At 76.9% G+C, this 25,463-nt stretch carries 21 protein-coding genes, 2 tRNA genes and 1 pseudogene; 12 read left to right on the plus strand and 12 right to left on the minus strand.

Annotated elements, in window-relative coordinates; translation table 11 throughout:
• Nucleotides 1-1,245 precede the first annotated feature (1,245 nt).
• Nucleotides 1,246-1,752, minus strand: a complete 507-nt coding sequence (locus tag FSW04_RS13425) for a hypothetical protein (RefSeq protein WP_146920035.1) — start codon at nucleotides 1,750-1,752, stop codon at nucleotides 1,246-1,248.
• Nucleotides 1,753-2,001: 249 nt separating this feature from the next.
• Here FSW04_RS13425 and FSW04_RS27865 point away from each other — a divergent pair, with 249 nt between their 5' ends.
• Nucleotides 2,002-2,133, plus strand: a complete 132-nt coding sequence (locus FSW04_RS27865) for a hypothetical protein (protein WP_267128226.1) — start codon at nucleotides 2,002-2,004, stop codon at nucleotides 2,131-2,133.
• Between the two features lies 1 nt (nucleotide 2,134).
• Here the strand turns inward: FSW04_RS27865 and FSW04_RS13430 are convergent, their stop codons facing one another.
• Genes FSW04_RS13430 through FSW04_RS13450 form a run of 5 tightly spaced genes read right to left on the minus strand, consistent with a single transcriptional unit; the run spans nucleotide 2,135 to nucleotide 7,798 of the window.
• A complete protein-coding gene (locus tag FSW04_RS13430) occupies nucleotides 2,135-4,621 on the minus strand; it encodes a serine/threonine-protein kinase (RefSeq protein WP_146920038.1) in 2,487 nt (828 codons plus the stop codon).
• On the minus strand, nucleotides 4,618-4,953 hold the full coding sequence (locus FSW04_RS13435) for a hypothetical protein (protein WP_146920040.1): 336 nt from the start codon (nucleotides 4,951-4,953) through the stop codon (nucleotides 4,618-4,620). Before FSW04_RS13435 ends, FSW04_RS13430 begins: the two co-directional genes overlap by 4 nt.
• Before the next feature lie 46 nt (nucleotides 4,954-4,999).
• A complete protein-coding gene (locus FSW04_RS13440; RefSeq protein WP_146920043.1) occupies nucleotides 5,000-5,260 on the minus strand; it encodes a hypothetical protein in 261 nt (86 codons plus the stop codon).
• Nucleotides 5,257-7,248, minus strand: coding sequence for an AAA family ATPase (locus FSW04_RS13445; RefSeq protein ID WP_146920045.1), 1,992 nt, complete (start codon nucleotides 7,246-7,248; stop codon nucleotides 5,257-5,259). The genes FSW04_RS13440 and FSW04_RS13445 overlap by 4 nt, the downstream gene beginning before the upstream one ends.
• A complete protein-coding gene (locus FSW04_RS13450) occupies nucleotides 7,232-7,798 on the minus strand; it encodes an eCIS core domain-containing protein (protein WP_228430461.1) in 567 nt (188 codons plus the stop codon). Before FSW04_RS13450 ends, FSW04_RS13445 begins: the two co-directional genes overlap by 17 nt.
• Nucleotides 7,799-7,865: 67 nt before the next feature.
• Between FSW04_RS13450 and FSW04_RS13455 the strand changes: the two genes are divergently transcribed.
• The 3 genes from FSW04_RS13455 to FSW04_RS13465 all read left to right on the plus strand — a co-directional run bounded on the left by FSW04_RS13455 (nucleotide 7,866) and on the right by FSW04_RS13465 (nucleotide 10,923).
• Nucleotides 7,866-9,863: a putative baseplate assembly protein gene (locus FSW04_RS13455; RefSeq protein ID WP_187368755.1), complete on the plus strand. Its 1,998-nt coding sequence runs from the start codon at nucleotides 7,866-7,868 to the stop codon at nucleotides 9,861-9,863.
• Nucleotides 9,860-10,621, plus strand: a complete 762-nt coding sequence (locus FSW04_RS13460; protein ID WP_146920051.1) for a phage tail protein — start codon at nucleotides 9,860-9,862, stop codon at nucleotides 10,619-10,621. The genes FSW04_RS13455 and FSW04_RS13460 overlap by 4 nt, the downstream gene beginning before the upstream one ends.
• Nucleotides 10,622-10,698: 77 nt before the next feature.
• Nucleotides 10,699-10,923, plus strand: coding sequence for a DUF1059 domain-containing protein (locus FSW04_RS13465; protein WP_146920053.1), 225 nt, complete (start codon nucleotides 10,699-10,701; stop codon nucleotides 10,921-10,923).
• 42 nt (nucleotides 10,924-10,965) lie between these two features.
• Here the strand turns inward: FSW04_RS13465 and FSW04_RS26025 are convergent, their stop codons facing one another.
• The 3 genes and pseudogenes from FSW04_RS26025 to glgC form a co-directional block, all read right to left on the minus strand.
• A complete protein-coding gene (locus FSW04_RS26025) occupies nucleotides 10,966-11,781 on the minus strand; it encodes a hypothetical protein (protein WP_187368756.1) in 816 nt (271 codons plus the stop codon).
• Nucleotides 11,778-12,893, minus strand: a pseudogene (gene glgA, locus FSW04_RS13475) (glycogen synthase); the annotation flags it as partial. The pseudogene glgA and the gene FSW04_RS26025, both read right to left, overlap by 4 nt.
• Nucleotides 12,894-12,984: 91 nt before the next feature.
• Entirely contained in the window at nucleotides 12,985-14,223 is a 1,239-nt protein-coding gene (gene glgC, locus FSW04_RS13480) for a glucose-1-phosphate adenylyltransferase (protein ID WP_146920055.1), read from the minus strand.
• A 79-nt stretch (nucleotides 14,224-14,302) separates the two neighbouring features.
• Between glgC and FSW04_RS13485 the strand changes: the two genes are divergently transcribed.
• Genes FSW04_RS13485 through FSW04_RS13505 form a run of 5 tightly spaced genes read left to right on the plus strand, consistent with a single transcriptional unit; the run spans nucleotide 14,303 to nucleotide 21,066 of the window.
• Nucleotides 14,303-15,265 carry a PfkB family carbohydrate kinase gene (locus tag FSW04_RS13485; RefSeq protein ID WP_187368757.1) on the plus strand — a complete coding sequence of 321 codons (963 nt, stop codon included), beginning with the start codon at nucleotides 14,303-14,305 and terminating at the stop codon, nucleotides 15,263-15,265.
• Nucleotides 15,266-15,322: 57 nt separating this feature from the next.
• Nucleotides 15,323-18,541: an EAL domain-containing protein gene (locus FSW04_RS13490; protein ID WP_187368758.1), complete on the plus strand. Its 3,219-nt coding sequence runs from the start codon at nucleotides 15,323-15,325 to the stop codon at nucleotides 18,539-18,541.
• A 49-nt stretch (nucleotides 18,542-18,590) separates the two neighbouring features.
• A complete protein-coding gene (locus FSW04_RS13495) occupies nucleotides 18,591-19,490 on the plus strand; it encodes an alpha/beta fold hydrolase (protein ID WP_146920061.1) in 900 nt (299 codons plus the stop codon).
• Entirely contained in the window at nucleotides 19,487-19,942 is a 456-nt protein-coding gene (locus FSW04_RS13500) for an acyl-CoA thioesterase (RefSeq protein ID WP_146920063.1), read from the plus strand. Before FSW04_RS13495 ends, FSW04_RS13500 begins: the two co-directional genes overlap by 4 nt.
• Nucleotides 19,939-21,066: a zinc-dependent alcohol dehydrogenase family protein gene (locus FSW04_RS13505; protein ID WP_146920065.1), complete on the plus strand. Its 1,128-nt coding sequence runs from the start codon at nucleotides 19,939-19,941 to the stop codon at nucleotides 21,064-21,066. The genes FSW04_RS13500 and FSW04_RS13505 overlap by 4 nt, the downstream gene beginning before the upstream one ends.
• 38 nt (nucleotides 21,067-21,104) lie before the next feature.
• Here the strand turns inward: FSW04_RS13505 and FSW04_RS13510 are convergent, their stop codons facing one another.
• Nucleotides 21,105-21,272, minus strand: a complete 168-nt coding sequence (locus tag FSW04_RS13510; protein WP_146920067.1) for an ATP-binding protein — start codon at nucleotides 21,270-21,272, stop codon at nucleotides 21,105-21,107.
• Nucleotides 21,273-21,659: 387 nt separating this feature from the next.
• Here FSW04_RS13510 and FSW04_RS26030 point away from each other — a divergent pair, with 387 nt between their 5' ends.
• Entirely contained in the window at nucleotides 21,660-21,824 is a 165-nt protein-coding gene (locus FSW04_RS26030) for a hypothetical protein (RefSeq protein WP_187368759.1), read from the plus strand.
• Complete coding sequence (locus FSW04_RS13515; protein WP_146920069.1) at nucleotides 21,821-23,242, plus strand: glycine cleavage system protein H; 1,422 nt, start codon at nucleotides 21,821-21,823, stop codon at nucleotides 23,240-23,242. Before FSW04_RS26030 ends, FSW04_RS13515 begins: the two co-directional genes overlap by 4 nt.
• Nucleotides 23,243-23,322: 80 nt before the next feature.
• Here the strand turns inward: FSW04_RS13515 and FSW04_RS13520 are convergent, their stop codons facing one another.
• Together FSW04_RS13520 and FSW04_RS13525 are read right to left on the minus strand one after the other, a co-directional pair.
• Nucleotides 23,323-24,681 (minus strand): HD-GYP domain-containing protein, encoded by a 1,359-nt coding sequence (locus FSW04_RS13520; protein WP_146920071.1) that lies wholly within the window; start codon nucleotides 24,679-24,681, stop codon nucleotides 23,323-23,325.
• 115 nt (nucleotides 24,682-24,796) lie between these two features.
• A tRNA-Leu gene (locus FSW04_RS13525) sits at nucleotides 24,797-24,880 on the minus strand.
• An 86-nt stretch (nucleotides 24,881-24,966) separates the two neighbouring features.
• On the opposite strand from FSW04_RS13525, the gene FSW04_RS13530 reads away from it, so the two are divergent.
• Nucleotides 24,967-25,038, plus strand: a tRNA-Glu gene (locus tag FSW04_RS13530).
• Nucleotides 25,039-25,463: the final 425 nt, after the last annotated feature.

Genomic DNA, 25,463 nt, shown 5'->3' on the forward strand with positions numbered 1-25,463 from the left:
CGCCTCGCCGGCGGCCGACGGCTGGGGCGCCACGGCGCCGGCCGGCGGGCAGCCCGCCGGCGGCTGGCCGGGCGCCGCGCCGCCGGTCCCCGATCCGTCGGCCGTGACGCCCGCGCCGGCCGCCGCCGCGGCGGCCGCGGCGGCCGTGCCCGCGGGCGGTGCCGCGCCGGTCGCCGGACCCGCGGCCGACCCGGCCGCGCTGCAGCAGCTCGTGGACGGCGGCAGGCTCGCGCTGCCCACCGGCCTGGACGCCGGCGCGTTCGCCGGCAGCTCGGACCCGCGGCTCGTCGGCGTGCTGGAGACGCTCGCCGCCCAGCACAAGCTCGGGCTGAAGATGATCGACGGCCAGGGCGTCGACATCGTCACCGTCGACGGGCTGCCCGTCGGGCCCGACAACCCCGCCGCGCGCGAGCTCGTCGCGGCGCTCGCCGAGCTGGACCCGTCCCAGCGCCCGGCCGAGGTCATCGGCCCGTGGGCGGTCTCGACGCCCGGGTTCTCCAGCGACCCGGCCCACCAGGACCACATCCACCTCGGCTACGTCGGCGCCGCCCCGGCGGCACCCGCGGCAGTCGCCGCCGCCCCGGCGGCCGCGGCGGCACCGGACGTCCCGGCCGGCGCGGCGCCGCCGTCGGGGGCGACGATCCGCTTCGCCGCCGTCGCCGATCCCGCCCAGGCGCCGGCGGGGGCCCCGGCCGCCGCGGCCGGGGCCGCCGCCGCGCCCGCGGCAGCGGTCGACCCCGCCCAGGTCCCGGCGCCCACGGCGGCGGCGGCCCCGGCGCCCGAGCCGGCGCCGGCGGCCGGCCCCGGGGCGGCGGCGCTCGTGGAGTCGGCCGCCCCGTCGGGCGGCGGGGGCGGCTTCGACGTCGCGGCCGCCGCGAAGGACTATCCCGGCGACCACGCGTCCAAGGCGCAGATCGCACGCTGGATGGGCGACTGGGCCCAGCGCGCCGGACTGCCCCGCGAGCTGCCCGTGATGGCGTCGCTGGTCGAGGGCGGCATGACCAACGTGCACTACGGCGACGCCGACTCGCTGGGCTACTTCCAGATGCGCACGAGCATCTGGTCGCGCGACTACCCCGACTTCCAGAACCACCCCGAGCTGCAGCTCAAGTGGTTCATCGACCACGCGCTGGAGGTCAAGCGCGCGCGCCTGGGCCGCGGGATCACGGGCTTCCAGCAGGACCCCAACCAGTTCGGCAACTGGATCGCCGACGTCGAGCGCCCCGCCGAGCAGTACCGCGGCCGCTACCAGCTGCGGCTCGCCGAAGCCAAGGCCCTGCTGGCCCAGGGCGGGTCGGCCCCGGCCGCACCCGCCGGGCCCGCGGCGGTCGCCGCGGCCGCTCCGGGTCCCGCCGCCACACCGGCGGCGCCGGCGACGCCCGTCCCGGCGGCCGGGATCGCACCGCCTGCCGTGCCCGACCCGCCCGCGGCGCCCGCCCCGGGCGCCGCACCGGCCCCGGCGGCGCCGGCCACGCCCCCGGCCGGCACCGCGCCCGCCTCCGGCACGATCTCCTTCTCCGCGGCGCCGCCACCGGGGCCGCCGCCCGGGGCCGCCCCGGCGCCCGGGGCTCCGGTCGACCCCGCCGCGGTGCCCGCGGCGGGCGGCGCCCCGCCGGTCACGCCCGCGGCCGCCGGCGCGCCCGCCGACCCCACGGCGGCGGCCGGCGCCGGCCCTGCCGCCGCCGCGGCGGGCGCCGCGGCGCCCGCCGGGCCCCCGCTGCTGGCCGGGGCCGACATCACCGCCCCGGGCACCGCCTCCCACGAGCTGCGCCAGATCTTCGAGCGCGCGGCGGCGCTCGAGCGTCGCCACCTGCCCTACCTGTGGGGCGGCGGCCATCAGGGCGGCGTCGTCGACGTCAACGCCGGCGGCGCGCTGGACTGCTCAGGCGCGGTGTCGGCCGTGCTGGGCATCGACGGGCGCGTCTCCGGCGCGTTCGAGAGCTGGGGGCTGCCCGGCCCGGGTCAGTACGTGACCGTGTACGCCAACCCGAGCACGTGCTCATGGAGATCAACGGCCACTTCTTCGGCACGAGCGCGTCGAACCCCGGCGGCGGGGCGGGGTGGATCCCGCGCGAGCACATCGACGCCGACTACCTGGCGCGCTTCGTGGCGCGCCACCCGCCCGGGCTATGACTCAGCCCAGCGCGTAGCCCGCGCTGCGCAGGCCCGCCACCGCGGCGTCGACCGACGCACGGTCGCGCGTGATCGCCGCCGAGGCCCTGCGGTAGGCGGCCGAGTCGCCCTTGCCCGCCGCGGAGGCCAGACGCCGCAGGTCGCGGTCGGTGGCCCGGACCGCCGTGACGATCGCGTCGTGGGCGTCGCGGTCGCCCGGCCCGACCGCCATGCCGCGCAGCGTGCCCGCCGCAGTCCCGTAGACCTCGGCCATCGCCGTCGCCGCCTTGGCCTGGCCCGCGCGGGTCTTCGCCGCGGCCAGGTCGCGCCCCGCGGCCGACGCGCCGGACTGCATCGTCGACAGCGCCGCGCCGAGGGCCTCGGCGTAGGCGGCGCTGGGCCCGGGCGCCAGGGCCTTGGCGCCTGCGACCCGCAGGGACGTCGCGATCGCCTCGCAGTCCGGCGAGGCCACCGCGGCGGCGCCGAGGCAGGCCAGCGTCAGGACCCCGGCGTCGGTCGGGATGGCGTAGACCGTGACCTGCTGGGCGGGCGAGCCCGGCGTCAGCTTCGCGTAGCGGTAGGCGACCGCGGGCCCGAGGCGGACCGCGACCGGCCGCGGCGCCGCGGGCAGCCGCGCCACGAACGCCTTGGGCAGCAGGGTCGGGCCGCTCGCCGTGCTGCGCCCGGCCTGGATCGTGGCGCCCGCCGAGGGCCCGCCGAGCGCGACCGCGTCGGTGAGCGGGAGGCCCGGGATCTCCGGGGCCGCGCCGGTCTGGCGCCACGTGGACGGGAACGCCAGCTGCAGCGCCGGGCTCGACGCGCTGTTGGACAGCTCGGCGGCGTGAGCGGCCTTCTTCTTGGACGGCGCGACGAGGAATCCGACGAGCGCCGCGACGATCAGCCCGACGCCGAGCAGCGCCAGCGCGCCCGTGCGCACCCCGCGGCGCTCGCCGTCGGGCGCCGTGGCCGCGGAGGCCGGGCGCGCCGCGGGCTCGGCGACGGCGGCGGGCGCCGGGGCGGGCGGCACGCGGCTCGGCGCCGCGGTGGCGCCCCACGCGGGCTCGGGCTCGGGCTCCGGCTCGGGCGCGGCGACCGGCTCCGGGTCGGGCTGGGGCTCGGGTGCCGGCGGTGCGTCACGCCGGCCGTAGGTGCGGAAGTCGGGCTCGGGGACCGGCGTCTCGGCCACGGGCTCGGCCGACGGCGGCTCGGGCGCGGGCGGCGGCGCGGGCGCCGAGGCGGCGGCGGTCTCGTAGCCAGGCTCGGAGGACGGCGGCTCGGACGACGGCGGCTCGGGCGCGGGCGGGGCGGGCGCCGAGGCGGCGGCGGTCTCGTAGCCGGGCTCGGAGGAGGGGGGCCCGGCGGCCGGGGGCGCCGGCGGGGCGGGCCCGGACCCCGCCGCGGTGGCGTATCCCGGATCGGACGGCAGGTCCACGGGCGCCGGGGTCGGGGTGGGCGCGGACGTGGGCGTCGACGGCGCGACCGTCGCCGACGGCGGCGGCGTGCCCAGCGGCGCGTCGGGGCCCGCGGGCTCGCGCCACTCGAAGCTCGCGAAGTCGTCGTCCTCGGGCTCGGCCGCATCGGAGGCGCCGGTGAACGGAGCGGGCGTGAGCGGGCGCGGCGTGTCGGAGACCGGCGCGGGCGCGGGCAGCCGGGCCTCGCGCCGCCAGCGCGCGCCGAAGATCCGGATGACCGTCTCCTCGAGCTCGTCCCACGCCTCGGTGGCGTCGCGCAGGCGTCCCGCCGGGTCCTTGACGAGCAGGCGCTCGATCCAGTCGGCCAGCTCGAGGTCGAGGTCGGGGTTGATGGACCGCGGCGGCGGGACGGGCTCGTTGACGTGCTTCATCAACAGGACCATCGGCGCCTCGCTCTCGGGGAACGGCAGCCGCCCCACGAGCATCTCATAGGCCATGACACCCAAGGAGTACAGGTCGGTCCACGGCCCGATGTCGCGTGCCATCGCCTGCTCGGGCGCCATGTAGGCCGGCGTCCCCACCGTCGTGCCCGTCGCCGTCATGAACGCGCCCGTCGCGCCGACGTCCGAGCCCGCCTTGGCGATGCCGAAGTCCGCGATCTTCACCCGGCCCTCGTCGGTGACCATCACGTTCTCGGGCTTGAGGTCGCGGTGGACGATGCCCTTGCCCTCCGCGTGCGTCAGGCCGGCGAGCATGCCCTCGATGACGCCGACGACCTGGGCCAGCGACAGCCGCCCGACGTAGGGGCGCAGCGAGCCGCGCGGCACGTACTCCATCGCGATGAACGGCGTGCCCTCGAACTCGAAGTACTCGTGGACGGTGACGATGTTGGGGTGGCTCAGCGATCCGGCCAGCCGCGACTCGCGCAGGAAGCGCTGGGCGAACTGCGGATCGCTGGCGTGGAACGCCGACAGCTCCTTGAGCGCCACGAGCCGGTCGAGGTCGTTCTGGCGCGCGAGGTACACGCGCGCCATGCCGCCACGCCCGATCTCGCGCAGGATGCCGTAGCGGCCGACCTCCCGGCTGACCTCGGTCATGCCTGGACGGTGGCCTGGCCGGGGCTGGCGACCATGATCGTCCCGGGCGGCACGGCGTCGGTCATGCCCGACAGCGTCGCCAGCAGCACGGGCCGGCCCAGGACCGAGACCGTCGGCGCCGAGGAGCCGGGCAGCGTCGAGATGACCGTCGTGCAGGGCTTGGTGCCGGGGCTGGGGGCCAGCGCGCAGCCCACGATCGGCGCGCCGGACAGGTCGCCCTCGCACAGCACGCTGCCGCCCTGGATCGTGACCTGGGTCTGCTTGGGCACGAGCATCACCTGGCCGCCGTGAACGCACATGATCGTCGCGTTGGTGGTCACGATCGGGGGCATGGGCCCTCCGAGTATCCCGGTCGCACGCGCGGGCGCCAAGGGCGCGTCACGCGTTCTGCGGCGGGTTGAAGTGCGTGTGCTCGTCCTCGACGACGTCGGGCACCATGACGCCCTTCTGCTCGGGATCGGGATGCCTGCGCCAGCGCGCGAGCAGGGCGGTCGCGGCCCGATTGCCCACCGCGCGCTGCAGCCCGAGCGCGCGGGCGGACGGCGTGGCCGCCGCCGCTGCGCGCGGGGGCCGCGCGGCCTCCCGGGCGCCACCGGGCTCCGGGCGCCGCGCCGGGTCGGGGCGCCCGCGCCCGCTCATGCGACCGTCCCCCGCATGCGCACGAGGTCGTGGAAGCCGCCGAAGTCGGCCTCCAGCGTCAGGCGGCCCTGCTTGGCGTACTCCTGGGCGACGGCGAGCACGAGGTGGCGCATCCCGATCGCGGTGTCCTCGTCGGCGGCCAGGAAGGCGGCCGCCAGCGAGCAGTTGCGGATCGCGCCGCCCGACAGCTTGAACTGCGTCGCGAGGAAGTCGAGGTCCAGGTCGGCGTCCACCGGGGCCTCGGCGGGCAGCAGCAGCTCCCAGATGCGCCGGCGGTCCTCTGCCTCGGGGAACGGGAAGTCGACGACGACGTCGAGGCGGCGCAGGAACGCGTCGTCGATGTTGCGCTTGAAGTTCGTGGCCAGGATCACCGCGCCGGGATAGGCCTCCATGCGCTGCAGGAGGTAGGCGACCTCGATGTTGGCGTAGCGGTCGTGGGCGTCGGAGACCTCCGAGCGCTTGCCGAACAGCGCATCGGCCTCGTCGAAGAACAGGATCGCGTTGGACCCGTCGGCGGCGCCGAAGATCCGCTCGAGGTTCTTCTCGGTCTCCCCGATGTACTTGGAGACCACCGTGGCCAGGTCCACGCGGAAGATGTCCAGCCCGAGCTCGGAGGCCAGGACCTGCGAGGCCATCGTCTTGCCCGTGCCCGACTCGCCCGCGAAGAGCACCTTGATGCCCTGGGTCCGCGCCACCGTGCGCTCGTAGCCCCAGTCCGACAGGACGCGGTCGCGGTGGCGCAGGTAGGCCGAGATCGAGCGCAGCCGGTCGCGCTGGCGGTCGGGGAGCACGAGCTCCTCCCACACCGGCCCGGCCGGCAGCCGCGTGGCCAGCTCGCCGAGCTGCGACGACGACGCGTGCCGCGCCCCGAGGTCGAGGTCGGCGGGCGACGGCTGCCCGCGGCCCGCCGCGCGGGCGGCGACGAGGCTGACCTCGGCCGCGTCGTCGATCTGCTGCAGCGAGAGCCGGAACTTCGCGGCCACGTCGTGGGCGTCGGCCCCGCCGGTCCGCCGCTCCCAGGCCTGGCGGCGCTCGGCGAAGCCCGGCAGGGGGACCTCGACCGACAGCACGGCCCGGGCGTTGACGGCCAGCGCCTCGGCCCCCGAGGCGGCCAGCAGGACGATCGCGCCGCGGTGGGCGTCGAGGGCGGCGATGACGCGCGCGCGCTCGGGCGGGGCCAGGTCGCGCAGGCCGTCGAGGCACAGCACCGCGCCCTCCAGCGCCGCCGCGAGCACGGCGTCGGGCAGCACCACGGGGTCCTCGAGGGTGCGGGCGTCGACGAGGACCAGGGGGCGCCCGGCCGCCGCGGCGACCAGCGGCCCGGCGTCGGGGCCGCAGACCAGGACGGGCAGCGCGCTGCCCGAGCCCAGCAGGGAGGCGATGCGCGCCAGGGCGTCGTCGCGCCCCTCCGGCATGGGCTGGGGCGCGAGGCGGCGCAGCGGCAGCGGGGCGCCGGACTCCGCCAGCGCCGGGGCGCCGAGGAGGAAGCCCGCGAGGCGGTCGCCGAGCTTGGCCGCGCGCTCGGCCAGCGGCACCGAGGGCTCGGAGCCGACGAGGCGCACGGCGCCGCAGGTGCTCAGGCGCGCCCGCGGGCCGAAGCAGCCCAGCACCTCGCCGGGCTCGATGCCGTCGCCGGCCAGCAGGTCGGCCGCCAGCCGCGGGCTGGGCAGCCGGCGCGTGACGTCGTCCTGCAGGTAGGCGAACAGCCGCCCGAAGCGCGGGTGCAGCTCGGGGGCGGCGCAGACGGCGAGCACGGCGGCGTCCAGGGCGTCGAGGCCCAGGCGCTGCGCGGCGCGCTCCAGCCGCGGCTGCGCGCCGATGGCCCCGGCCTCGTCGGCGAGCGCGAGCGCCTGCTCGTCGGAGATGTAGAGCCCGCGAAGCGCCTCGTCGGGGCTCGTGTCGCGCAGCGCCGCGGCGCGCACCGCGGTCGCCACCCGCGCGTCGAGGAAGCTGAACCAGTCGTGGGTCGGCTCAGCCGTCGAGGCCACGCGCCAGGACCTCGGCCTCGACTTCGAGCGCGTCGCCCGGGTCCGACACGGTCAGCGGCCCTGCGGCCGGGGCGCCCCGCTGCTGGATGACATGGGTCGCCTCGTGGGCGATGAGCCGGTCGCCGTCGGCCGTGCCCGGCCGGTACTCGCCCGCGCCGAAGAAGATGTCGTTGCCGACCGTGAACGCGCGCGCGGCGACCGCGCGGGCCAGCATCGCGGCCTCCGGGCCGTCGTGGACGCGCACGTCGTGCAGCGGGTCCTGGAGGACCTCGGAGAGCCGCCCGGCCGTGCCCTCGTGCAGCGGGCGCCCGCCGCCGTGGGCCAGGCCGATGGCCGCCTGGACGTCCGGATGGACCACGCCGCCCTGCAGGATGCCCTCGCCGTCGTGCATCCGCGCGAGGACGCGAGCGACAGCCTGGTTGCCCGCGGCCGCCCCGAGCCCCGCGACCGTGCCGTGCTCCGGGCGGTGCTGCCGATGGGCGGGCTCCTGGAACGGGACGCGCGTGGCGCGCTCCGTCTGGACCGCCTGGTCGATCGCGGCGGGTTCCACGTCGCCAGCATACGGGCGACCGGAATCCCCGTGCAACCGCGGCCGCCCGCAACTAGGATCGCGGCGCGTGGCTCTCTCCCAGATCGTTCTCGATGACCGCCGTTTCCAGGATCTGGTGAACGAGGCCCGCCTGCGGATCCACCGCAGCTGTCCGGAGTGGACCGAGCACAACGTCTCCGATCCGGGGATCACCCTCATCGAGCTGTTCGCGTGGATGACCGAGATGCTCGTCTACCGCGTCAACCGGGTGCCCGACAAGCTGCACGTCGCGCTGCTCGACCTGCTCGGCCTGGGGCTCGCCCCGCCCAGCGCCGCGACGGCCGACCTGCGCTTCCGCCTCGCCGGCACGCCGACCGAGCCCGTGACGATCCCGGCGGGCGACACCGAGGTCGGCACGCTGCGCACGGCCAGCGACGAGTCGATCATCTTCCAGACCACGGAGTCGATCACGATCGCGCCGCTGGCCCCGACGGCCTACGTCGTCGAGCACGGCGGCACCGCGCGCAACGTCAAGGTCGCCGGCGGCGTCGCGCGCCCGACGGGGCCCGACCAGGCCGCGTTCGGCAAGCCCCCCGCCGTCGGCGACGCGCTGTACGTCGGCTTCGAGGACCCGCTGGCGCGGCTGACGGTGCGCATCGACGTCGAGTGCTCGCCGGCCCGCGGCGCCGGCGTGGACCCCGAGGACCCGCCGCTGCGCTGGGAGGTCTCGGGACCCGACGGCGACTGGCTGGAGGCCGAGGTCCTCGAGGACACCACGGGCGGCTTCAACTACGGCAGCGGCGCGGTCGAGCTGCAGCTGCCGTCGCGCAGCGCGGCGCGCTCCTTCGCCGGCCAGCGCTGCCACTGGGTGCGCTGCCGGGTGCACGACCACACCCGCAGCGGCGCGCGCGCGACGATCTTCAACCTGCCGCCCGAGGTCTACGAGGTCACGGCGGGCGTCGTGGGCGCGATGCTGCCCGCCGCCCACTCGGCCCGCGAGCGCGGCGAGGTGCTCGGCGAGAGCGACGGGACGCCGGGCCAGTGCTTCACGGTGCGCCACGCGCCCGTGCTGCCGCTGGCGCCCGACGAGCGCCTCGAGCTGCGCGCGCCCGGCGCCGAGACCTGGCAGCCGTGGGAGCCGCGCGACTCCTTCGTCGAGAGCGGCGAGCACGACCGCCACTTCCACCTCGACCTCGTCTCTGGCGAGGTCGCCTTCGGCCCCTCCATCCGGGAGGCCGACGGCCGCTGGACCCAGTACGGCGCGGTGCCCGAGAAGGGGGCGACCGTGCGCTTCTCGACCTACCGCCGCGGCGGCGGGCGCGTCGGCAACGTCGCCGCGGGCGCGCTCACCGTGCTCAGGAGCCCGATCCCCGGCGTCGCGACGGTCCGCAACCCAGCGCCGGCGCGCGGCGGCGTCGACGCCGAGACGCTCGACAGCGCCCGCCACCGTGCCGCGATGGAGATCCGCTCCCGCCACCGCGCGGTGACCGCCGAGGACTTCGAGTACCTGTGCCTGGAGGCCTCGCCGCGGGTCGGCCGCGTCGTCTGCGTGCCGCCGCGCGAGGGCCACGCGATCGGCGTGCACATCGTCCCGCGCGTCGACCCCGCGGACCGCCGTCTGGCCCACGACGAGCTGCTGCCCGACGAGGACCTGCTGACGGAGGTCGCCGGCTACCTCGACGCCCATCGCCTCGTCGGCACGACGGTGCACCTGCTGCCCGCGACGTTCCGCGGGGTCAGCGTCGTGGCCAACCTCCAGGCCTCGATCCTCGCCGACCCCCAGCGCGTCGAGCAGGACGTCATCCACGCGCTCTACACGTACCTGAACCCGATCGTGGGCGGCTCGCCGACGGGCCCCGGGCCGGGCTGGGGCTTCGGGCGCACGCTCAGCGCGGGCGAGCTGCACGGGATCGTCCACGCCGTCGACGGGGTGCAGCAGGTCAAGATCCTGCGCATCTACGAGACCGACGTGCGCACGGGCGAGCAGTCGGCCAAGCCCGCGGGCAACCAGATCCTGCTCGGCCCGACCGAGCTCATCGCCTCGGGCACGCACATCATCAAGGCCACGCACGACGAGGCGACGTGAGCCCGCCCGACGACGATCGCCCCGGCGACGGCGACGGCCCGCCCGGGGAGGCGCCGCCGCCGGTCGCGCAGGACGGCGACGGCGACGAGGACGGGGCGGCCGCCGACCTGGCGTTCGTGACGGCCGCCGCGGCCGGCGGCGAGGGAGGCCTGGCCGCCGACGACCTGTTCCTGACCGGCCCGGGCTTCGGGACGGTGCGGTTCGCCCGCTCGACGGGCTCGCGCTCGGCGCCCGCCGTCGCCTCCGCGCGCGCGATCCTGCGCTCGCGGATGCCGTCGATCTACCAGGACGACGACTTCACCATGCGCTTCCTCGAGGCGCTGGAGCAGTCGCTGGACCCGATCGTCGGGCTCCTGGACGCGCTGCCCGCGCACTTCAGCCCCGACCTCGCGCCTGCCGACGTCCTCGAGCTCGTCACGAGCTGGCTGGGCCTGGAGCTCAACGAGTCCCAGCCGACGTCCGAGCGCCGCGAGATCGTCCGCAACGCCGCCGGGCTGGGCCGGGCGCGCGGCACGCGACGCGGGCTCGAGCTGGCGCTGGCGCTCGGCTTCCCGGAGTTCCCGTTCCGCGTCGAGGAGGCCGGCGGCGTCGCCTGGGCCGTCGACCCCGAGGCGCTGGAGCCCGCGCCCGCGCCGTCGTTCGTCGTCTACTGCGACACGCCGATCCCGCAGGAGCGCCAGGCCGCGGTCGCGCGGCTCATCGAGCGCGTCAAGCCTGCCCACGTGGCCTACCGGCTGCGCGTCCGGCAGGCCCGTTAGGGCAGAGACCGCCGGGCGGGGTTGACGGCGGTCGTGGCGCGGGAGGACCATCGGCGCGACCGAAGGAGGTACCCGCGATGACGCGGATGATGGCCGACTGCCGTCGCTTTCCCAGCGACAGCAACTGCTCGCTGACGATCATCGGTGAGACCGACGAGGTGATCCGGGCCGCGGCCGAGCACGCCGCATCGGTGCACGGGCACGAGGACACCCCGGAGATGCGCGAGCAGATCCGCGGCATGCTCGAGCCGGCCGAGGCGTACTCCAACGCGCAGCGCACGCCAGAGCCGCTGCCCGGCTGACCCGGCGGCGGGCGCGCCGGCCCGTGCCGGCGCGCCCGGCCCTCAGGCCCGCTCCGACCGCCGGCGGGCCGTCGCGCCGAGGTCGGCCAGCAGCGCGTCCCACGCCGCCGCGCGCCACGCCACGGCCGCGGGGTCGGGGACGGCGACCGCGATCCCCGGCGGCAGCACCACGACCGGCGCACCGTCGCCGCCGGCGTCCGCGGGGCCGGCCACGCGCAGCGTGCGCACGGCGCGCACGCCGGGAACGGCGCCCAGGCGCGCGGCGGCCGCCTGCACCTGCTCGGCCGGCGTCGGGCGGCCGCGGGCGGCGGTCACGGCCAGCACCAGGACGCCGCGCGAGGCCAGCAGCGGGGCGGCGAGCGCCGCGACCGCGGCCGGGCCGTCGCCGGCGGTGGCGTCGGCGAGCACGACGGCGCACGGCTCGGGCGCCGCGGGCAGGAAGAGCGCGGCCGACAGGCCGTCGCGCCAGCGCCGTCGCCGTACGCCGTCGCCCAGCAGGACGCGGGTCAGCTCGCGCGTGGCCGCGCGGCCGTCGGGGGCCTGGACGCGGACCTCGATGGCCACGGGGTGCAGCGAGGCCAGCGCCGCGATCGGCCCCGGGGCGACCTTCGACGGCACCCAGGCGTCGCCGAGCCCCTCGGGCGCGGGGGCGGTGGCCCGCCACACGCGGCCGTCGTCGTCGCGCAGGCGCGCGCGCCACACGAGCTCGGCGCCGCGGCCCGCGCCGCGGGCCTGCATGAGCAGCGGGTCGTCGAGCAGCCCCGTGGCGGCCCCGCGGATCTCGAGCGGGGCGGGGGCCTGCGTGCGGTCGTCCACGCCGCCCATGATGACCGCGGGCGCCGGGGCGCCGCGGCTCACCCCACCAGGCGGCCGTACAGCGCGCTGGTCTGCTGGGCGATCGCGTCCCACGCGAAGCGCCGCACGACGGCCTCGCGGCCCGCCCGGCCCATCGCCGCCGCGCGCGCGGGGTCGGCGACCAGCGCGCCGAGGCGCTCGGCGATCGCCGCGGCGAACGCCTCGGGGTCGCGGGGCTCGCGGGTGCCGTCGTGGCGCGGCTCGAACGGCACGAGCAGGCCGGTGTCGCCGTCGTCGACGACCTCGACGATGCCGCCGGTGGCCGTCGCGACCACCGCGGTCTCGCAGGCCATGGCCTCGAGGTTGACGATTCCGAGCGGCTCGTAGATCGACGGGCACGCGAAGACCGTCGCGTGGCTGAGGATCTGGATGACCTCGGGCCGCGGCAGCATCGTGTCCAGCCAGACCACGTTGCCGCGGTCGGCCTGCAGCCGGGCCACCAGCGCGGCCACCTCGGCCCCGATCTCCGGCGTGTCGGGCGCGCCGGCGCACAGCACGAGCTGAGCGGCGGGGTCCAGGTCGCGCGCGGCGCGCAGGAGGTGGGGCAGGCCCTTCTGGCGCGTGATGCGCCCGACGAACGCCACGATCGGGGCACCGGGGTCGATGCCGTGGCGCTCCAGGACGTCCGTACCCGCGTCGGGCGCGTACTGCTCGGTGTCGATGCCGTTGTAGATGACCTCCACGCGCGCGGGGTCGATCGCGGGGTAGGCGCCGAGCAGGTCGTCGCGCATGCCGCGGGAGACGGCGACGATCGCGTCGGCGGCCTCCAGCGCGGTGCGCTCGCAGAAGCTCGACAGCGCGTAGCCGCCGCCGAGCTGCTCGGCCTTCCACGGGCGCAGCGGCTCGAGGCTGTGGACCGTCGCGACGTGGGGGATGCCGTGCACGAGCGCGGCCAGGTGCCCGCCGAGGTTGGCGTACCACGTGTGGCTGTGGACGAGGTCGGCGCCCTCGGCCCCGGCGGCCATCGTCAGGTCGATGGAGATCGCGCGCAGCGCATCGAGGTAGGTCGCGTCGCCGTCCAGCGCGCCCCAGGCGCGGTGGGCGACCGCGCGGGGCCCCCCGGGGCGACGGCCGGGCGGTCCGCGCCCCAGCAGTGGACGGTGACGTCCTGCAGGCGCGCGAGCTCGCGGGCCAGGTACTCGACGTGCACGCCCGCGCCGCCGTAGACCTCGGGCGGGTACTCGCGCGTGAGCAGCGCGACGTGCATCAGGCGGTCACCGTGACGCCCTTGGGGATCACGACGATGCCGCCGGGGGAGACCGTGAAGCGCTCGCGGTCGGCCTCGGGGTCGACGCCGATCCGGGCCCCGGCCTCGATCCGCACGTTCTTGTCGATGATGGCCTTGCGCACCACGGCGCCGCGGCCGATGTCGGCGTGGTGCAGGACGATCGAGTCGTCGATCTCGGCGCCGGAGTGCACGCGCACCCCGGGGGAGACGATGGAGCGGCGCACCGTGCCGCCGGAGACGATGACGCCCGCGCAGACCATGGAGTCCAGCGCATGGCCCATCCGGTCCTCGTCGGCGAAGACGAACTTCGCGGGCGGCAGCGGGTCGGGCCAGGTGAGGATGGGCCAGTCGCTGTTGTACAGGTTGAAGACGGGCGAGACCGAGATGAGGTCCATGTGCGCGTCGTAGTAGGCGTCCAGCGTGCCGACGTCGCGCCAGTAGCCGCGGTCGCGGCCGGTGGCGCCTGGGATCTCGTTCGTCGAGAAGTCGTACACCTGCGCCTCGCCGCGGGCGACGAGCATCGGGATGATGTTGCCGCCCGCGTCGTGCTTGGACGCCTCGTCGCGCGAGTCCTCGGTCACCGCGTCGATGAGGGCCTTGGTCGTGAAGACGTAGTTGCCCATCGACGCGTAGACCCGGTCGGGGGCGTCGGGCAGGCCGACCGCGTCGGTCGGCTTCTCGCGGAAGGCCGAGATCGTGCGCCCGTCGGGAGCGGCCTCGATGACGCCGAACTGGTCGGCCTGCTCGAGCCCGACGCGCAGGGCGGCCACCGTGACCGCCGCCCCGCCGGCGATGTGCTGCTCGACCATCTGCTGCGGGTCCATGCGGTAGATGTGGTCGGCGCCGAACACGCAGACGTAGTCGGGCTTCTCGTCGTAGAGCAGGTTGAGGTTCTGGTAGATCGCGTCCGCCGAGCCCGCGAACCAGTAGGGGCCGTGGCGCATCTGGGCCGGCACCGGGGTGACGTAGTTGCCCAGCAGCGGCGAGAGCCGCCACGTCGTCGCGATGTGCCGGTCCAGCGAGTGGCTCTTGTACTGCGTGAGCACGACGATCTGGCGGCAGCCCCCGTTGACGAGGTTGGACAGCGCGAAGTCGACGAGGCGGTAGTTGCCGCCGAAGGGGACCGCGGGCTTCGCGCGGTGGGCCGTCAGCGGCGCCAGCCGCTTGCCCTCGCCGCCGGCGAGCACGACGCCCATCACCCTGGGGATGCTTGCCATGCGACCGATCATCGCACCGCCGCGCCGCGCCGGGGGGTCCGCGGCCGCGCGCGGTCCCCGGCGAGGTACGCTCGCGGCCGTGGGCGCGCCGACCGGCGATGGGGGAGGGCTCGTGCTCGTCGGCGGCGAGGCGCTCTACGACCTCTGGGCGCAGGACGATGGCGGGCTGCGCGGCCGCCCCGGCGGCGGGCCGTTCAACGCCGCGCGGACGATCGCGCGGCTCGGGCGCCCCGTCGCCTACCTCGGCCGCCTCTCGCGCGACCGCCCCGGCCGCACGCTGGAGGCGCTGCTGGCCCGCGACGGGGTCTCGCTGGAGGCCGTCGTGCGCACCGACGACCCCACGACGCTGGCCTTCGCCGACCTGCAGGACGGCGCGGCCGCGAGCTGGAGCTTCTACGACCACGGCACCGCAGCGCCCGGGCTGGAGCCCGGCGAGGCCCTCGCGATCCTCCCCGCCGCCGTCGACGTCCTGCACGTCGGCACGCTCGGGCTGGCGCTCGAGCCCGTCGCGGCGGCGATGGAGGCCGTCGTCGCCCACCTGCGCGGGCGCGCGCTCGTGGTCGTCGACCCCAACTGCCGCCCCTGGGCCGTGCGCGACGAGGCCGCCTACCGCGCGCGGCTGGGCCGGGTGCTGTCCGGCGCCGACGTCGTCAAGGTCAGCGACGAGGACCTCGCCTGGCTGGACCCGGGCCGCCCGGCCGCCGACGCCGCCCGCGCGCTCCTGGACGCCGGGCCGGCGGTGGTGCTGCTCACCCGCGGCGCCCAGGGCGCGCTCGTGCTCACCCCGGGCGCCGAGCACGCGGTCGCCGCCCCGCTCGTGGAGGTCGTCGACACGATCGGCGCCGGCGACGCGTTCGGCGGCGGCTTCGTCGCCTGGTGGCACGCGCGCGGGCTGGGCGCCGGCGCGCTGGCCGATCCCGGCGCCGTCGTGCAGGCCACGACGTTCGCCGCCCGGGTGGCCGCGCTGACCTGCGCGCGCGCGGGGGCCGATCCGCCGCGCCTGGGCGAGGTCGAGGACGCCCTCGGGCCGCCCGGGCGCTGACCGCGCAGCGACCGCTCAGCATTCAGGTCTGCCCACGGCGTGCCGATGAGGGGGGCGATGGATGTCCCGGACCCGGTCCAGGTGCTGGTCGTCGATGGCCAGCCGGCCTCGCGCGGCCTGGCCGCGATCTGGCTGGCCGAAGGGCTGGGCCGCGGGGTCGACGTCCTGGAGGCCGAGACGCTGGCGCAGATGCGCGAGCTCGTCGCGGGCCGGGCGCCCGAGGTCGTCATCCTCGACCAGCGCCTGCCCGACGGCGAGGGCCTGGACGGGGCGCGCAAGCTGCTGGCCGCCGATCCCGACGCCGCCGTGATCCTGCTGACGGGCGTGGGAGACCGCGCCCTCGACGAGCGGGCCGAGCGCGCCGGGGTCACCGACTCCATGGTCAAGCACGACGTCGACGGGCGGGTGCTCTGCCGCGCCGTGCGCCACGCGCTGCGCCGCCGCGACGACCGACGCCGGCTGCGCCGCAGCGAGGCGCGCCACCGCAGCCTCGTGCGGGCGCTGCCCGACACCGCCGCGTTCGTCGTCGACGCCGACCTGCGCTTCGTCATGGCCGGGGGCGACGCGCTGGACGCCGCGGGCTGGGACCCCGAGCGCATCGTCGGGCGCACGGTGCAGGAGCTCTCGGCCGGCACCGGCGGCGCCGACCTGTCCGACCACTACCGGACCGCGCTGGCCGGCGAGCGCCGCGTCATCGAGCGCACGTCGGCCAACGGCCGCACCTACCGCACCGCGTTCGCCCCGCTGCCCACGGAGCCCGGCGGCCCGCCGGAGGCCATGGCCGTCACCTTCGACGTCACCGAGCAGCTGCGCCGCGCCGACGAGCTGCAGCGCGCGCACGCCATCGCCAACACCGGCTCCTGGTGGTGGACGCCCGCCGAGGACGTCCTGCACTGGTCGCCCGAGCTGCGCCGCATCTACGGCGTGGACGAGGCGCAGGCCACGCCGCGCCTGTCGGACTTCCTGCGCGGTGCGGTCGTCGGCGACCGGGACCGCCGCCGGGTGCTCGAGGCCGCCCGCGGCGCGATCCTCGAGGGCCGCGACGCCGAGCTGGAGTTCACGATCCGCCGCGCCGACGGCGAGCTGCGCCGGCTGCGGACGCGCGTGGACTGCGTGGCCGGCGCCGACGGCGAGCTGCGGCGCCTGGAGGGCATCAGCCGCGACGTGACCGACGAGCGCGCCGTGCACGACCGCCGCGCCGCCGTCGAGCGCGAGCTGCGCGCCGGCCAGGAGCGCCTGCGCGTCGTGCTGCGCAACCTGCCGCGCGCGATCGTCGCCGTCTACGACCGCGACCTGCGCTGCCGCGACCTCGAGGGCGGGTGCGGCTCGGCCTTCGCGGTCGACCGCCGCGAGGTGCTGGGCCGCACGATCGACGAGATCGTCCCGCCCGACACGCTGGCGATCCTCGAGCCCGCGATGCGCGCGGCGCTGGCGGGCCGCACGGAGGAGGTCGAGTGCATCGCGCCGACCAGCGGCCTGGAGCTCGGGATCACCTGCGCGCCCTACGTCGACGGCGACGGCGAGATCGCCGGGGTCATCAACATCGTCCGCGACGTGACCGACGAGCACGTGGCGCTGCGCGAGGCCCGCGCCGCCGAGCGCCGCTTCGAGGTCGCCTTCGACCGCGCGCCGATCGGCATGTGCCTCGTCGCCCTCGACGGGCGCATGATGCGCGCCAACGACGCGCTGGCCGCCATCACCGGCCACTCGACCGAGGCCATCGGCGAGATGGAGCCGCTGAGCTACGTCCACCCGGCCGACGCCCAGCGGGTGCGCCGCGAGTTCGCCCGCGTTTCGGTGCGCGACGTGGCCGTCGACCACCGCATCGTCCACGCCGACGGCCACACGGTCTGGGTCCAGTCGCGCGCGACGCTCGTGCGTCATCCCTCCGGGGACCCGTCCCACGTGCTGGCCCAGGTGCAGGACATCACCGAGCGCCGCCAGTACGAGGACCGCCTCCAGCACCTCGCCGACCACGACCCGCTCACCGGGCTGCTCAACCGCCGCGGCTTCGAGCAGGCGCTGGACGCCCACCTGGTCGCGGCACGGCGCCCGGCGGCGGCCGGCGGCCTGCTGGTCATCGACCTCGACGGCTTCAAGTACATCAACGACACGCTGGGGCACACCGCCGGCGACGAGCTGATCGTGGGCTGCGCGACGGCGCTGCGCCGGCGCCTGCGTGAGGGCGACCTCCTCGCGCGGCTGGGCGGTGACGAGTTCGCCGTGCTGCTGCCCGGCGCCACGGCGGCGCAGGCGGCGACCGTCGCCGAGGCCCTGGTCACCGCGGTCCGCGAGCAGGCCGCCGGCTTCGGCGGCCAGCACGCCGGCAACGTGACCGCGTCGATCGGCGTTGCGATGTTCGACGAGGCCTCCGGGACCGCGGAGGCGATGCTCGTCAACGCCGACCTGGCGATGTACGACGCCAAGGAGGCCGGCAAGGACCGCGTCGCGTTCTACCGCTCCGAGGGCCTCGAGCAGCCGCGCATCAAGGCCCGGATGGACTGGCTGCAGCGCATCGACCGCGCGCTGGACGAGGACCGCTTCGTGCTCTACGCCCAGCCCGTCGTCGACCTGGCGCGCGACGAGGTCGTCCAGCACGAGGTGCTCGTGCGCATGCTCGACGACCACGGCGACCCGATCCCGCCCGTGACGTTCCTGTCGATCGCCGAGCGCTTCGGGACGATCGGCGCCATCGACCGCTGGGTGCTGCGGCGGGCGATCCGCTCCATGGGCGAGGTCCGCGAGGCCGGCGGCCGGATGGCGCTGGCCGTCAACGTGTCGGGGCTGTCGACAGGCGACCCGGAGCTGCCCGGGCTCATCGCGGCCGAGCTCGAGGCCGCACGGGTGGCCGCCGAGGACCTGTCGATCGAGCTGACCGAGACCGCCGCGGTGTCCGACATCCCGCGCGCGCGCCGCTTCGCCGAGGCCGTGCGCGCGCTGGGCTGCCGCTTCGCCCTGGACGACTTCGGGGCGGGCTTCGGGTCCTTCTACTACCTCAAGCACCTGCCGTTCGACGTGCTCAAGATCGACGGCGAGTTCGTCAAGCACGCCGGGCGCGACGCCACCGACCGGCTCGTGATCTCCGCGGTGACCGAGATCGCCCGCGGGCTGGGCAAGCGGACGGTCGCCGAGTTCGTCCCCGACGACGCGACGATCGCGCTGCTGCTGCGCCACGGCGTGGACTTCGGGCAGGGCTACCACCTGGGCCCCCCGCGCCCGCTGGCCGACGTGATGACCGAGTGCGCCCTGCCCGTGCCCGGCGTGCCCGCCCGCTGAGCCCTCCCGAGGCGGCTGCCGGGAGCGGGCGGTCGGCTATGTTCGGGGCATGGCGCCCACCCCCCGGGAGATCGAGCTCCACGGCCACCCGGTGACCTACCACCAGGCCGGGCAGGGGCCGGTGGTCGTCCTCGTGCACGGCATCACCTCCAGCTCGCGGACCTGGCGCTCGGTCCTGCCGCTGCTCGCCGCCCGGCACACCGTCATCGCCCCCGACCTCCTCGGCCACGGCAGCTCGGCCAAGCCCCCCGGCGACTACTCGCTCGGCGCGCACGCCAGCGGGCTGCGCGACCTGCTCGTCGCCCTTGACGTGCCGCGCGCGACGATCGTCGGGCACTCGCTCGGGGGCGGCGTCGCGATGCAGTTCGCCTACCAGTTCCCCGAGCGCGTCGAGCGACTCGTGCTCGTGGACTCCGGGGGGCTCGGCGGCGAGGTCAGCCTCGTGCTGCGTGCCGCCACGCTGCCCGGGGCGGAGTACGTCCTGCCGCTGCTGGCCGCCGGACCCATCCTCTCCGCGGGCGCGGCCGTCGGCGGCGCGCTGGCCCGCCTGGGCCTCCGGCCCAGCGCCGACCTGCGCGGATGGGTGGAGGGCTTCCAGTCCCTCGGCGACGCGTCGGCGCGCCGGGCCTTCCTGCACACCGCGCGCTCGGTCATCGACCCCGCCGGCCAGCGCGTGCACGCCGGCGACCGGCTCTACCTGACCGAGCACGTGCCCACGCTGATCGTCTGGGGCGAGCGGGACCGGATGATCCCCGTCGCGCACGGCCGCGCGGCGCACGAGCTGATGCCCGGCAGCCGCCTCGAGGTGCTGCCCCGCGGCGGGCACTTCCCCTTCAACGACGACCCCGTGTGGTTCTCCTCGCTGCTGCATGAGTTCGTCGCCACCACCGAGCCCGCCGGGATCGACGACGACCGGATCCGGCGGCTCATGCTCCGAGGACGTGCATGACCCGGCCCGCGGACTACCCGCACCACCTGCCCATCCCCACGCGGTGGGCCGACAACGACGTGTACGGCCACGTCAACAACGTCGAGTACTACGCGTTCTTCGACACGGTGATCAACGCCTACCTCATCCACGAGGGTGGGCTGGACATCCTGCAGGGCGACGCGATCGGCCTCTGCGCCGAGTCGCACTGCGCGTTCCGCGAGGCGCTGACGTTCCCCGAGGTCGTCGACGCGGGCCTGCGGGTCGGCAAGCTCGGGACCTCCAGCGTGCGCTACGAGATCGGCCTGTTCCGCGAGGGCGCCGCGCAGGCCGCCGCGACGGGCTGGTTCGTCCACGTCTTCGTCGATCGCGAGACGCGGCGCCCCGTCCCGATCCCGCCCGCCATCCGCGCGGCGCTCGAGCCCCTGCAGGCCGGGGCCGGGGCGGGCGTGCAGGCCGAGGCGCAGGCGTGAAGGTCCGCGGCGCCGTCCTGACCGAGATGGGGCGCCCGGCGCCCTACGCGCGGTCGCGGCCGCTGGAGATCGTCGAGCTCGACCTCGCGCCGCCCGGCCCGGGCGAGCTGCTGGTGCGCGTGCAGGCCGCGGGCCTGTGCCACTCCGACCTGTCGGTCATCGACGGCTCGCGACCGCGGGTCATGCCCATGGTCCTCGGCCACGAGGCGGCGGGCGAGGTCGTGCAGACCGGGGGCGGGACCCCCGGCTTCGCCACCGGCGACCACGTCGTCCTGTCGTTCGTGCCGACCTGCGGAGCCTGCGGGCCGTGCCGGGCGGGGCGCCCGGCGCTCTGCGAGCCCGGCGCGGCGGCCAACGCCTCCGGCGCGCTGCTGTCGGGCGCGCGGCGCTTCAGCCGGCCCGAGGCGCCCGGGCACGCGCTGCACCACCACCTCGGCGTCTCGGCCTTCGCCGACCACGTCGTCGTCTCGGCGCACTCCGCCGTCCGCGTCGCCGCCGACCTCCCGCCGGAGATCGCCGCGCTGTTCGGCTGCGCGGTGCTGACCGGGGTCGGGGCGGCGGTCAACAGCGCGTGCGTGGCCGAGGGCGACCGCGTCGCCGTGTTCGGCCTGGGCGGCGTCGGCCTGGCCGCGCTGCTGGGCGCGCGGATGGCCGGCGCGGCCGAGATCGTTGCCGTCGACGTGGTGCCGGCCAAGCTCGAGCACGCCCGGCGCCTGGGCGCCACGCCGGTGACGGCGGGCGAGCACGCGGTCGAGGCCGTGCGCGAGGCGACGGGCGGCGGCGCGGACAAGGTCATCGAGACCGTGGGCAGCGCCCGCGTGCTGGCCCAGGCCTACGAGGCCACCCGGCGCGGCGGCACCACGGTCACCGTCGGCCTGCCGCACCCCGAGCAGCGGCTGGACATCCAGGCCGTCAGCCTCGTCACCGAGGAGCGCACGCTCAAGGGCTCCTACCTGGGCTCCTGCGTGCCCGCGCGCGACATCCCGGGGTTCATCACGGCCTACCGGGAGGGCCGGCTGCCCGTCGACGAGCTGCTGACCCACCGCATCGGGCTCGACGACCTCAACGAGGGCTTCGACCGGCTCGCCGCCGGCGACGCCGTGCGCCAGGCCGTCCTGCTGTAGGAGCGCCCGCCGCCGGCGACCCGTCGCGCCCGCCGCGCTCAGCGGTGGTCGATCTCGAACCAGACGTGCGTCGAGCCCTTGTGCACGCCCCAGCGGCGGCTGAGCGCCTCGACCATGTGCAGGCCCCAGCCGCCGGGCTCGGTCTGCGGCCGGTTGCGGGCGGCGGGCACGAAGCCCACGCCCTGGTCGACGACCTCGACGTGCACATGGCGCGGGTGCTCGGAGCGGATGATGAGCTCGACCTGGCCGTCGCCGCCGTACTTGACGCTGTTGGGGAGATGAGCTCGGAGACGAGCAGGCGCGCGTCGGGGACCACGGCGGGGTCCAGCGAGGCGCCGAAGGCCTCCACGGCTCGGCGGGCCTGCGCGGGGGCGCTGAGATCGCGGTCGATGGCGTGCGAGACCTGCTGGGGCATTGCCGGGTGCGGGGGCGGGTGCGGTGGACGGGGAAGTGGGGTGCGCGACGCTGTCGTTGCCGTGGTTCTTCCTCCTCGCGCGCGGATCAAACCCCTTTGGCCGCGCCGGCGCTCGGCATGCAGCCCTTCGCGCGTGGTGCGCGATGCCATCGGGGGCGGTCTCTAGCCTCCCGCGCCGATGCCGGACCTCCTCGACCTCCCGGGCCCCTCGCGCCGGATCCGCGTGGAGCCGCTGCAGCCGCCTGTGCCCGTGCGCCGCCCCGCCGCGCCGCCCGAGCCGGTCCCCGAGCGCGCGCCGGCCCCGCCCGAGCGCGAGCGCCGGCCCGAGCCGGCTCCGGCGTGAGCCAGGCACCCGACTTCCTGCAGGCCGTCGTCGGCTACCGCGCCTGGCACGTCGGCGAGGACGGCCTGCTGCGCCCGTGGACGTTCGCGGCGCTGGCCTGGGAGCCGGGCGCCAACACGGCCGTCTGCGCGCGCGACGCCCGCCATCGGCCGCCCGTCGCCGACTGCATGTGCGGCCTGTACGCGCTGAGCGACCCCGGCGACCGGCGGCTGAACTTCCGCGCCGACCAGGCCGTGGGGGCCGTCGCCGCCTGGGGCGACCTCGAGGTGCACCGGACCGGCTTCCGCGCCGAGCACGCCTGCGTGCTCGCGCTCGCGCTGCCCACGCGCTGCGAGGTCGGCGCCCGTGACCGGCTGGTGGCCGCGGCCGCCCGCTACGACGTGCCGCTCGTGCGCGCCGACGGGCTGAGCGCCGAGGCGCTGCGCCACGGCGCGCCGCTGCCCGACGACCTCTGGGAGCCGTCGTGGCCCGCGCCGCGCCGGGCGCCAGCGCGCCGCGGCGCGGCGCCGGCGGTCGACCCGCACGCCTTCGCGTCGGCCGCGCGGGGCATCGCGCTGGACTCCCATCTGTGGGTCGAGACGGCGCTGGGTTCGGTCGTCGTCGGCGTCACGAGCGCGCTCGCCCGTGACCTGCCCCGCGACCTGCGGCTGTCGCTGCCCGACCCCGGCGCCGTGCTCGAGGCCGGCGACCACGCCGCGACGGTCAGCACGGGGGAGGGGGCCTTCGGCGTCTGGGCCCCCGTGGGCGGCTCGGTCCTGGCCGTCAACCCGCGACTGGCCGCCGACCCCGGGCTGCTGGCGCGGGACCCCGAGGGCGCGGGCTGGCTCCTGCGCCTGGCCCCGCGCGACTGGGAGGCCGACGCCCGTGCGGTGACGTGGGGCGCGGCCGCGGCGCGCCAGTACGCGGCCTGCGTGGCCCGCGACGCCGCGCGCGGCGATGCCTTCGCCGATGTGCGCCTGGAGCGCCTGCGCGCGCTGCCGCCCGTGCGCAGCGCCGCCGACGTGCTCGCCGCGCTGCGGGCGCGCCGCGAGGCGCCGCGCTTCGCCGACGCCGGCGCCCTGCAGCGCGAGCTCGGCGGGCGCCTCGGCGCCGCGCTGGGTGCCGACGCACGGCTGCGGGCGCACCTGGGACGCCTCGGCCACGTCGTGCGCTTCGTGCTGCACGAGCCCGACGCCGAGCTCGTGCTCGATCTCCGCGACGGCGGCGCGCGCCTGGACGCCGCGGCGCCGGGCGGCCTCGAGCTGCGCTGCGCCGCCGAGGACGCCTACCGGTGGTTCACCGGGACGCTCGACGCCGCCGGCGCGCTGCGCACGGGCGAGCTGCGGTCCTCGTCGGGCCCCGGTCCGACGCTGCGCGCGCTGGCCGTGCTCAAGCACCTGCGCGTGGCCGCCTGGGACCACGCGCCGTCCTGGGCCTAGGCGAACGCCGGCCCAGGGGGCCGGGTTCGCTTGCGGGTGTCGGCCCAGGGGGCCGAACCCGGGCCGGCGCCCGCGCGGCGTCAGGCCGCGACGCGCTCGTCGTCCCGCCGAGCGGGCGCGGCGGACCACGCGGGCAGCGCGGCCTCCAGCGCGGCGAAGACGCCGGCGTCCAGGGCGGTGCCCGCGTCGCGGCGCATGATCGCCAGGACCTCGCCGGGCGCCAGCGGACCGCGGTAGGGCCGCTCGGCGCTCAGCGCCTCGGCGACGTCGGCGACCGCGAGGACCCGCGACGGGCGGTCGAGCTGGGCGGCGCCCAGGCCGCGGTGGTAGCCCGTGCCGTCCAGTCGCTCGTGGTGGGCGGCGGCGACCTGGGCCAGGGCGGCGAACGCCGGGATGCGCTGCAGGATCTCCAGCGTCCACTCGGGGTGGCGGCGCATCGCCCGCCACTCGGCGGCGTCGAGCCTGCCGGGCTTGTCGAGGATGCGGTTGGAGACGCCGAGCTTGCCGATGTCGTGCAGGAGCGCGGCGCGGCGGATGGCGCGCTGCCCGACGGCGTCGTCGCCGAGGCGGGCGGCCAGCGCGACGGCGATCTCCGCGACCCCGAGGGAGTGGCGGCCGGTGTAGGGCGACTTGGCGTCGACGATGGTCGCGAAGGCCTCCGCGATGCGGTCCAGGCGGTCGTCGTCGGCGTACTGCGCGCGGTCGGGCGGCTCCAGCGCGGAGACCAGCGGCGTCTGCAGCGATGCCCAGAACACCGCGTCCTCGCGCGTGGCGACGAGCGCATCGACGACGGCGGGGTCGAACCACGAGCCGCACCGGCGCAGGGCGACGTCGCAGGCCTCGCCGGCGCCGCCGTCCTGCCAGTAGACCTCGGCGGTCTGGGCGAGGCAGAGGATGCGACCGCACAGCGAGATCGCGTCGCCCTCCAGGCCGTCGGGGTAGCCGCGCCCGTCCCAGTGCTCGTCGAGGTGGCGGATGGCCGTCGCGGCGACCTCGTCGAGCCCGATGAACCGCGCGACGCTGGCGCCACGCTCGCAGCGCAGCTCGGTGAGGTCGCGCGAGCCGCCGGCGCCGTGGGCGACCAGGAGGCGCAGGTGGCGCGCCTTGGCCATCGGCGAGCGCCCGGGCGCGGTGGCGCGGACGAGGTGGCGCACCGAGGCCGCCGGGCTGAGGTGGTCGGTGACCTTGCGGTCGCGCTTGACGGCCGCGTCGTCGGCGCCGTACAGCGCGGCGACCTTGGCGGCGTTCGACGAGCAGCCGGCGTCCTTGAGCAGCGCGGCGTGGAAGAGCGACGACGTCGTGGCGTCGTCGAGCTCGAGGTGCTCGGCGATCCGCATCGCGATGAGGCACGTGCGCTCGGAGTGGCCGCGGGGCTGACCCTCGGTGATGTCCAGGGCGTGGGAGAGCGCGGCGAGGATCTCCGAGAGGCGGACGTCCATCGCCCGGGTGGTCGGCGGGCGCGCGCCCGCGTGCGCGCGGGGCGGACGGGTGTGCGACCGGCCGGGCCGGGCCGCAACGGCCGAGGGCCCCGCATCGGCAGGGCCCTCGTCGGCATGCGGATGAGAGGACTCGAACCTCCACGGGATTGCTCCCACACGGACCTGAACCGTGCGCGTCTACCAATTCCGCCACATCCGCCGGCAGGCAGCGAGCATAGCGGTGACGGGCGCCACGCTGCGGCCCCGGGCCGCCGGGCGCCCGTTTGTTACTCTGATGGCCCCCGAGCCGCCATCGTCTAGGGACTAGGACGCCGCCCTCTCACGGCGGAAACCGGGGTTCGAATCCCCGTGGCGGTACTGCGAAAGCCCCGGCCTCTACGGGGCTTTCGTCGTTGAGGGGCTGGTCCGCCGACCCGTTCCGGGGTCGACGGCGCCAGCCACTCCTGCCGGCAGGGCTCCTGGCGGGATATGAGGCCAGGAGCTCGGCAGGCGAAGGCCGTGATGGGAGGCCCTCGGGTATCCGACCGCGACATCACCGCCGCCGCGTGCGAGCATGCGGCATCGCCCGGGTTCCGGTCCTGTCACGGACAGGACTGCGGAGCGCCGTGGGACGCTTCGCGCAGCTCCACGGCGGTCTGGGCAGGTTTGGCCCCCACCGTGGTGGTGATGGGTCGCCGGAGGACCGGCATCCAGTTCTCGCGGCTGTTCCTGCACGCCCCGGCGGGTAGCCCGAGGGCATGAGCGAGCAGCCCGCGGTGCCCAGCACGTCCTCCGAGGACGAG

The sequence above is a fragment of the Baekduia soli genome (assembly GCF_007970665.1).
Lineage (GTDB): Bacteria > Actinomycetota > Thermoleophilia > Solirubrobacterales > Solirubrobacteraceae > Baekduia > Baekduia soli.

Bases quoted from the DNA above. Each gene is read 5' to 3' on its own strand.
- FSW04_RS13520 (WP_146920071.1), bottom strand. From the start codon at position 24,681: ATGGACGTCCGCCTCTCGGAGATCCTCGCCGCGCTCTCCCACGCCCTG.
- FSW04_RS26030 (WP_187368759.1), top strand. From the start codon at position 21,660: ATGCCGGACCTCCTCGACCTCCCGGGCCCCTCGCGCCGGATCCGCGTG.
- FSW04_RS13495 (WP_146920061.1), top strand. From the start codon at position 18,591: ATGGCGCCCACCCCCCGGGAGATCGAGCTCCACGGCCACCCGGTGACC.
- FSW04_RS13430 (WP_146920038.1), bottom strand. From the start codon at position 4,621: ATGACCGAGGTCAGCCGGGAGGTCGGCCGCTACGGCATCCTGCGCGAG.
- FSW04_RS13465 (WP_146920053.1), top strand. From the start codon at position 10,699: ATGACGCGGATGATGGCCGACTGCCGTCGCTTTCCCAGCGACAGCAAC.
- FSW04_RS13435 (WP_146920040.1), bottom strand. From the start codon at position 4,953: ATGCCCCCGATCGTGACCACCAACGCGACGATCATGTGCGTTCACGGC.
- glgC (WP_146920055.1), bottom strand. From the start codon at position 14,223: ATGGCAAGCATCCCCAGGGTGATGGGCGTCGTGCTCGCCGGCGGCGAG.
- FSW04_RS13440 (WP_146920043.1), bottom strand. From the start codon at position 5,260: ATGAGCGGGCGCGGGCGCCCCGACCCGGCGCGGCGCCCGGAGCCCGGT.
- FSW04_RS13500 (WP_146920063.1), top strand. From the start codon at position 19,487: ATGACCCGGCCCGCGGACTACCCGCACCACCTGCCCATCCCCACGCGG.
- FSW04_RS13490 (WP_187368758.1), top strand. From the start codon at position 15,323: ATGGATGTCCCGGACCCGGTCCAGGTGCTGGTCGTCGATGGCCAGCCG.
- FSW04_RS27865 (WP_267128226.1), top strand. From the start codon at position 2,002: ATGGAGATCAACGGCCACTTCTTCGGCACGAGCGCGTCGAACCCCGGC.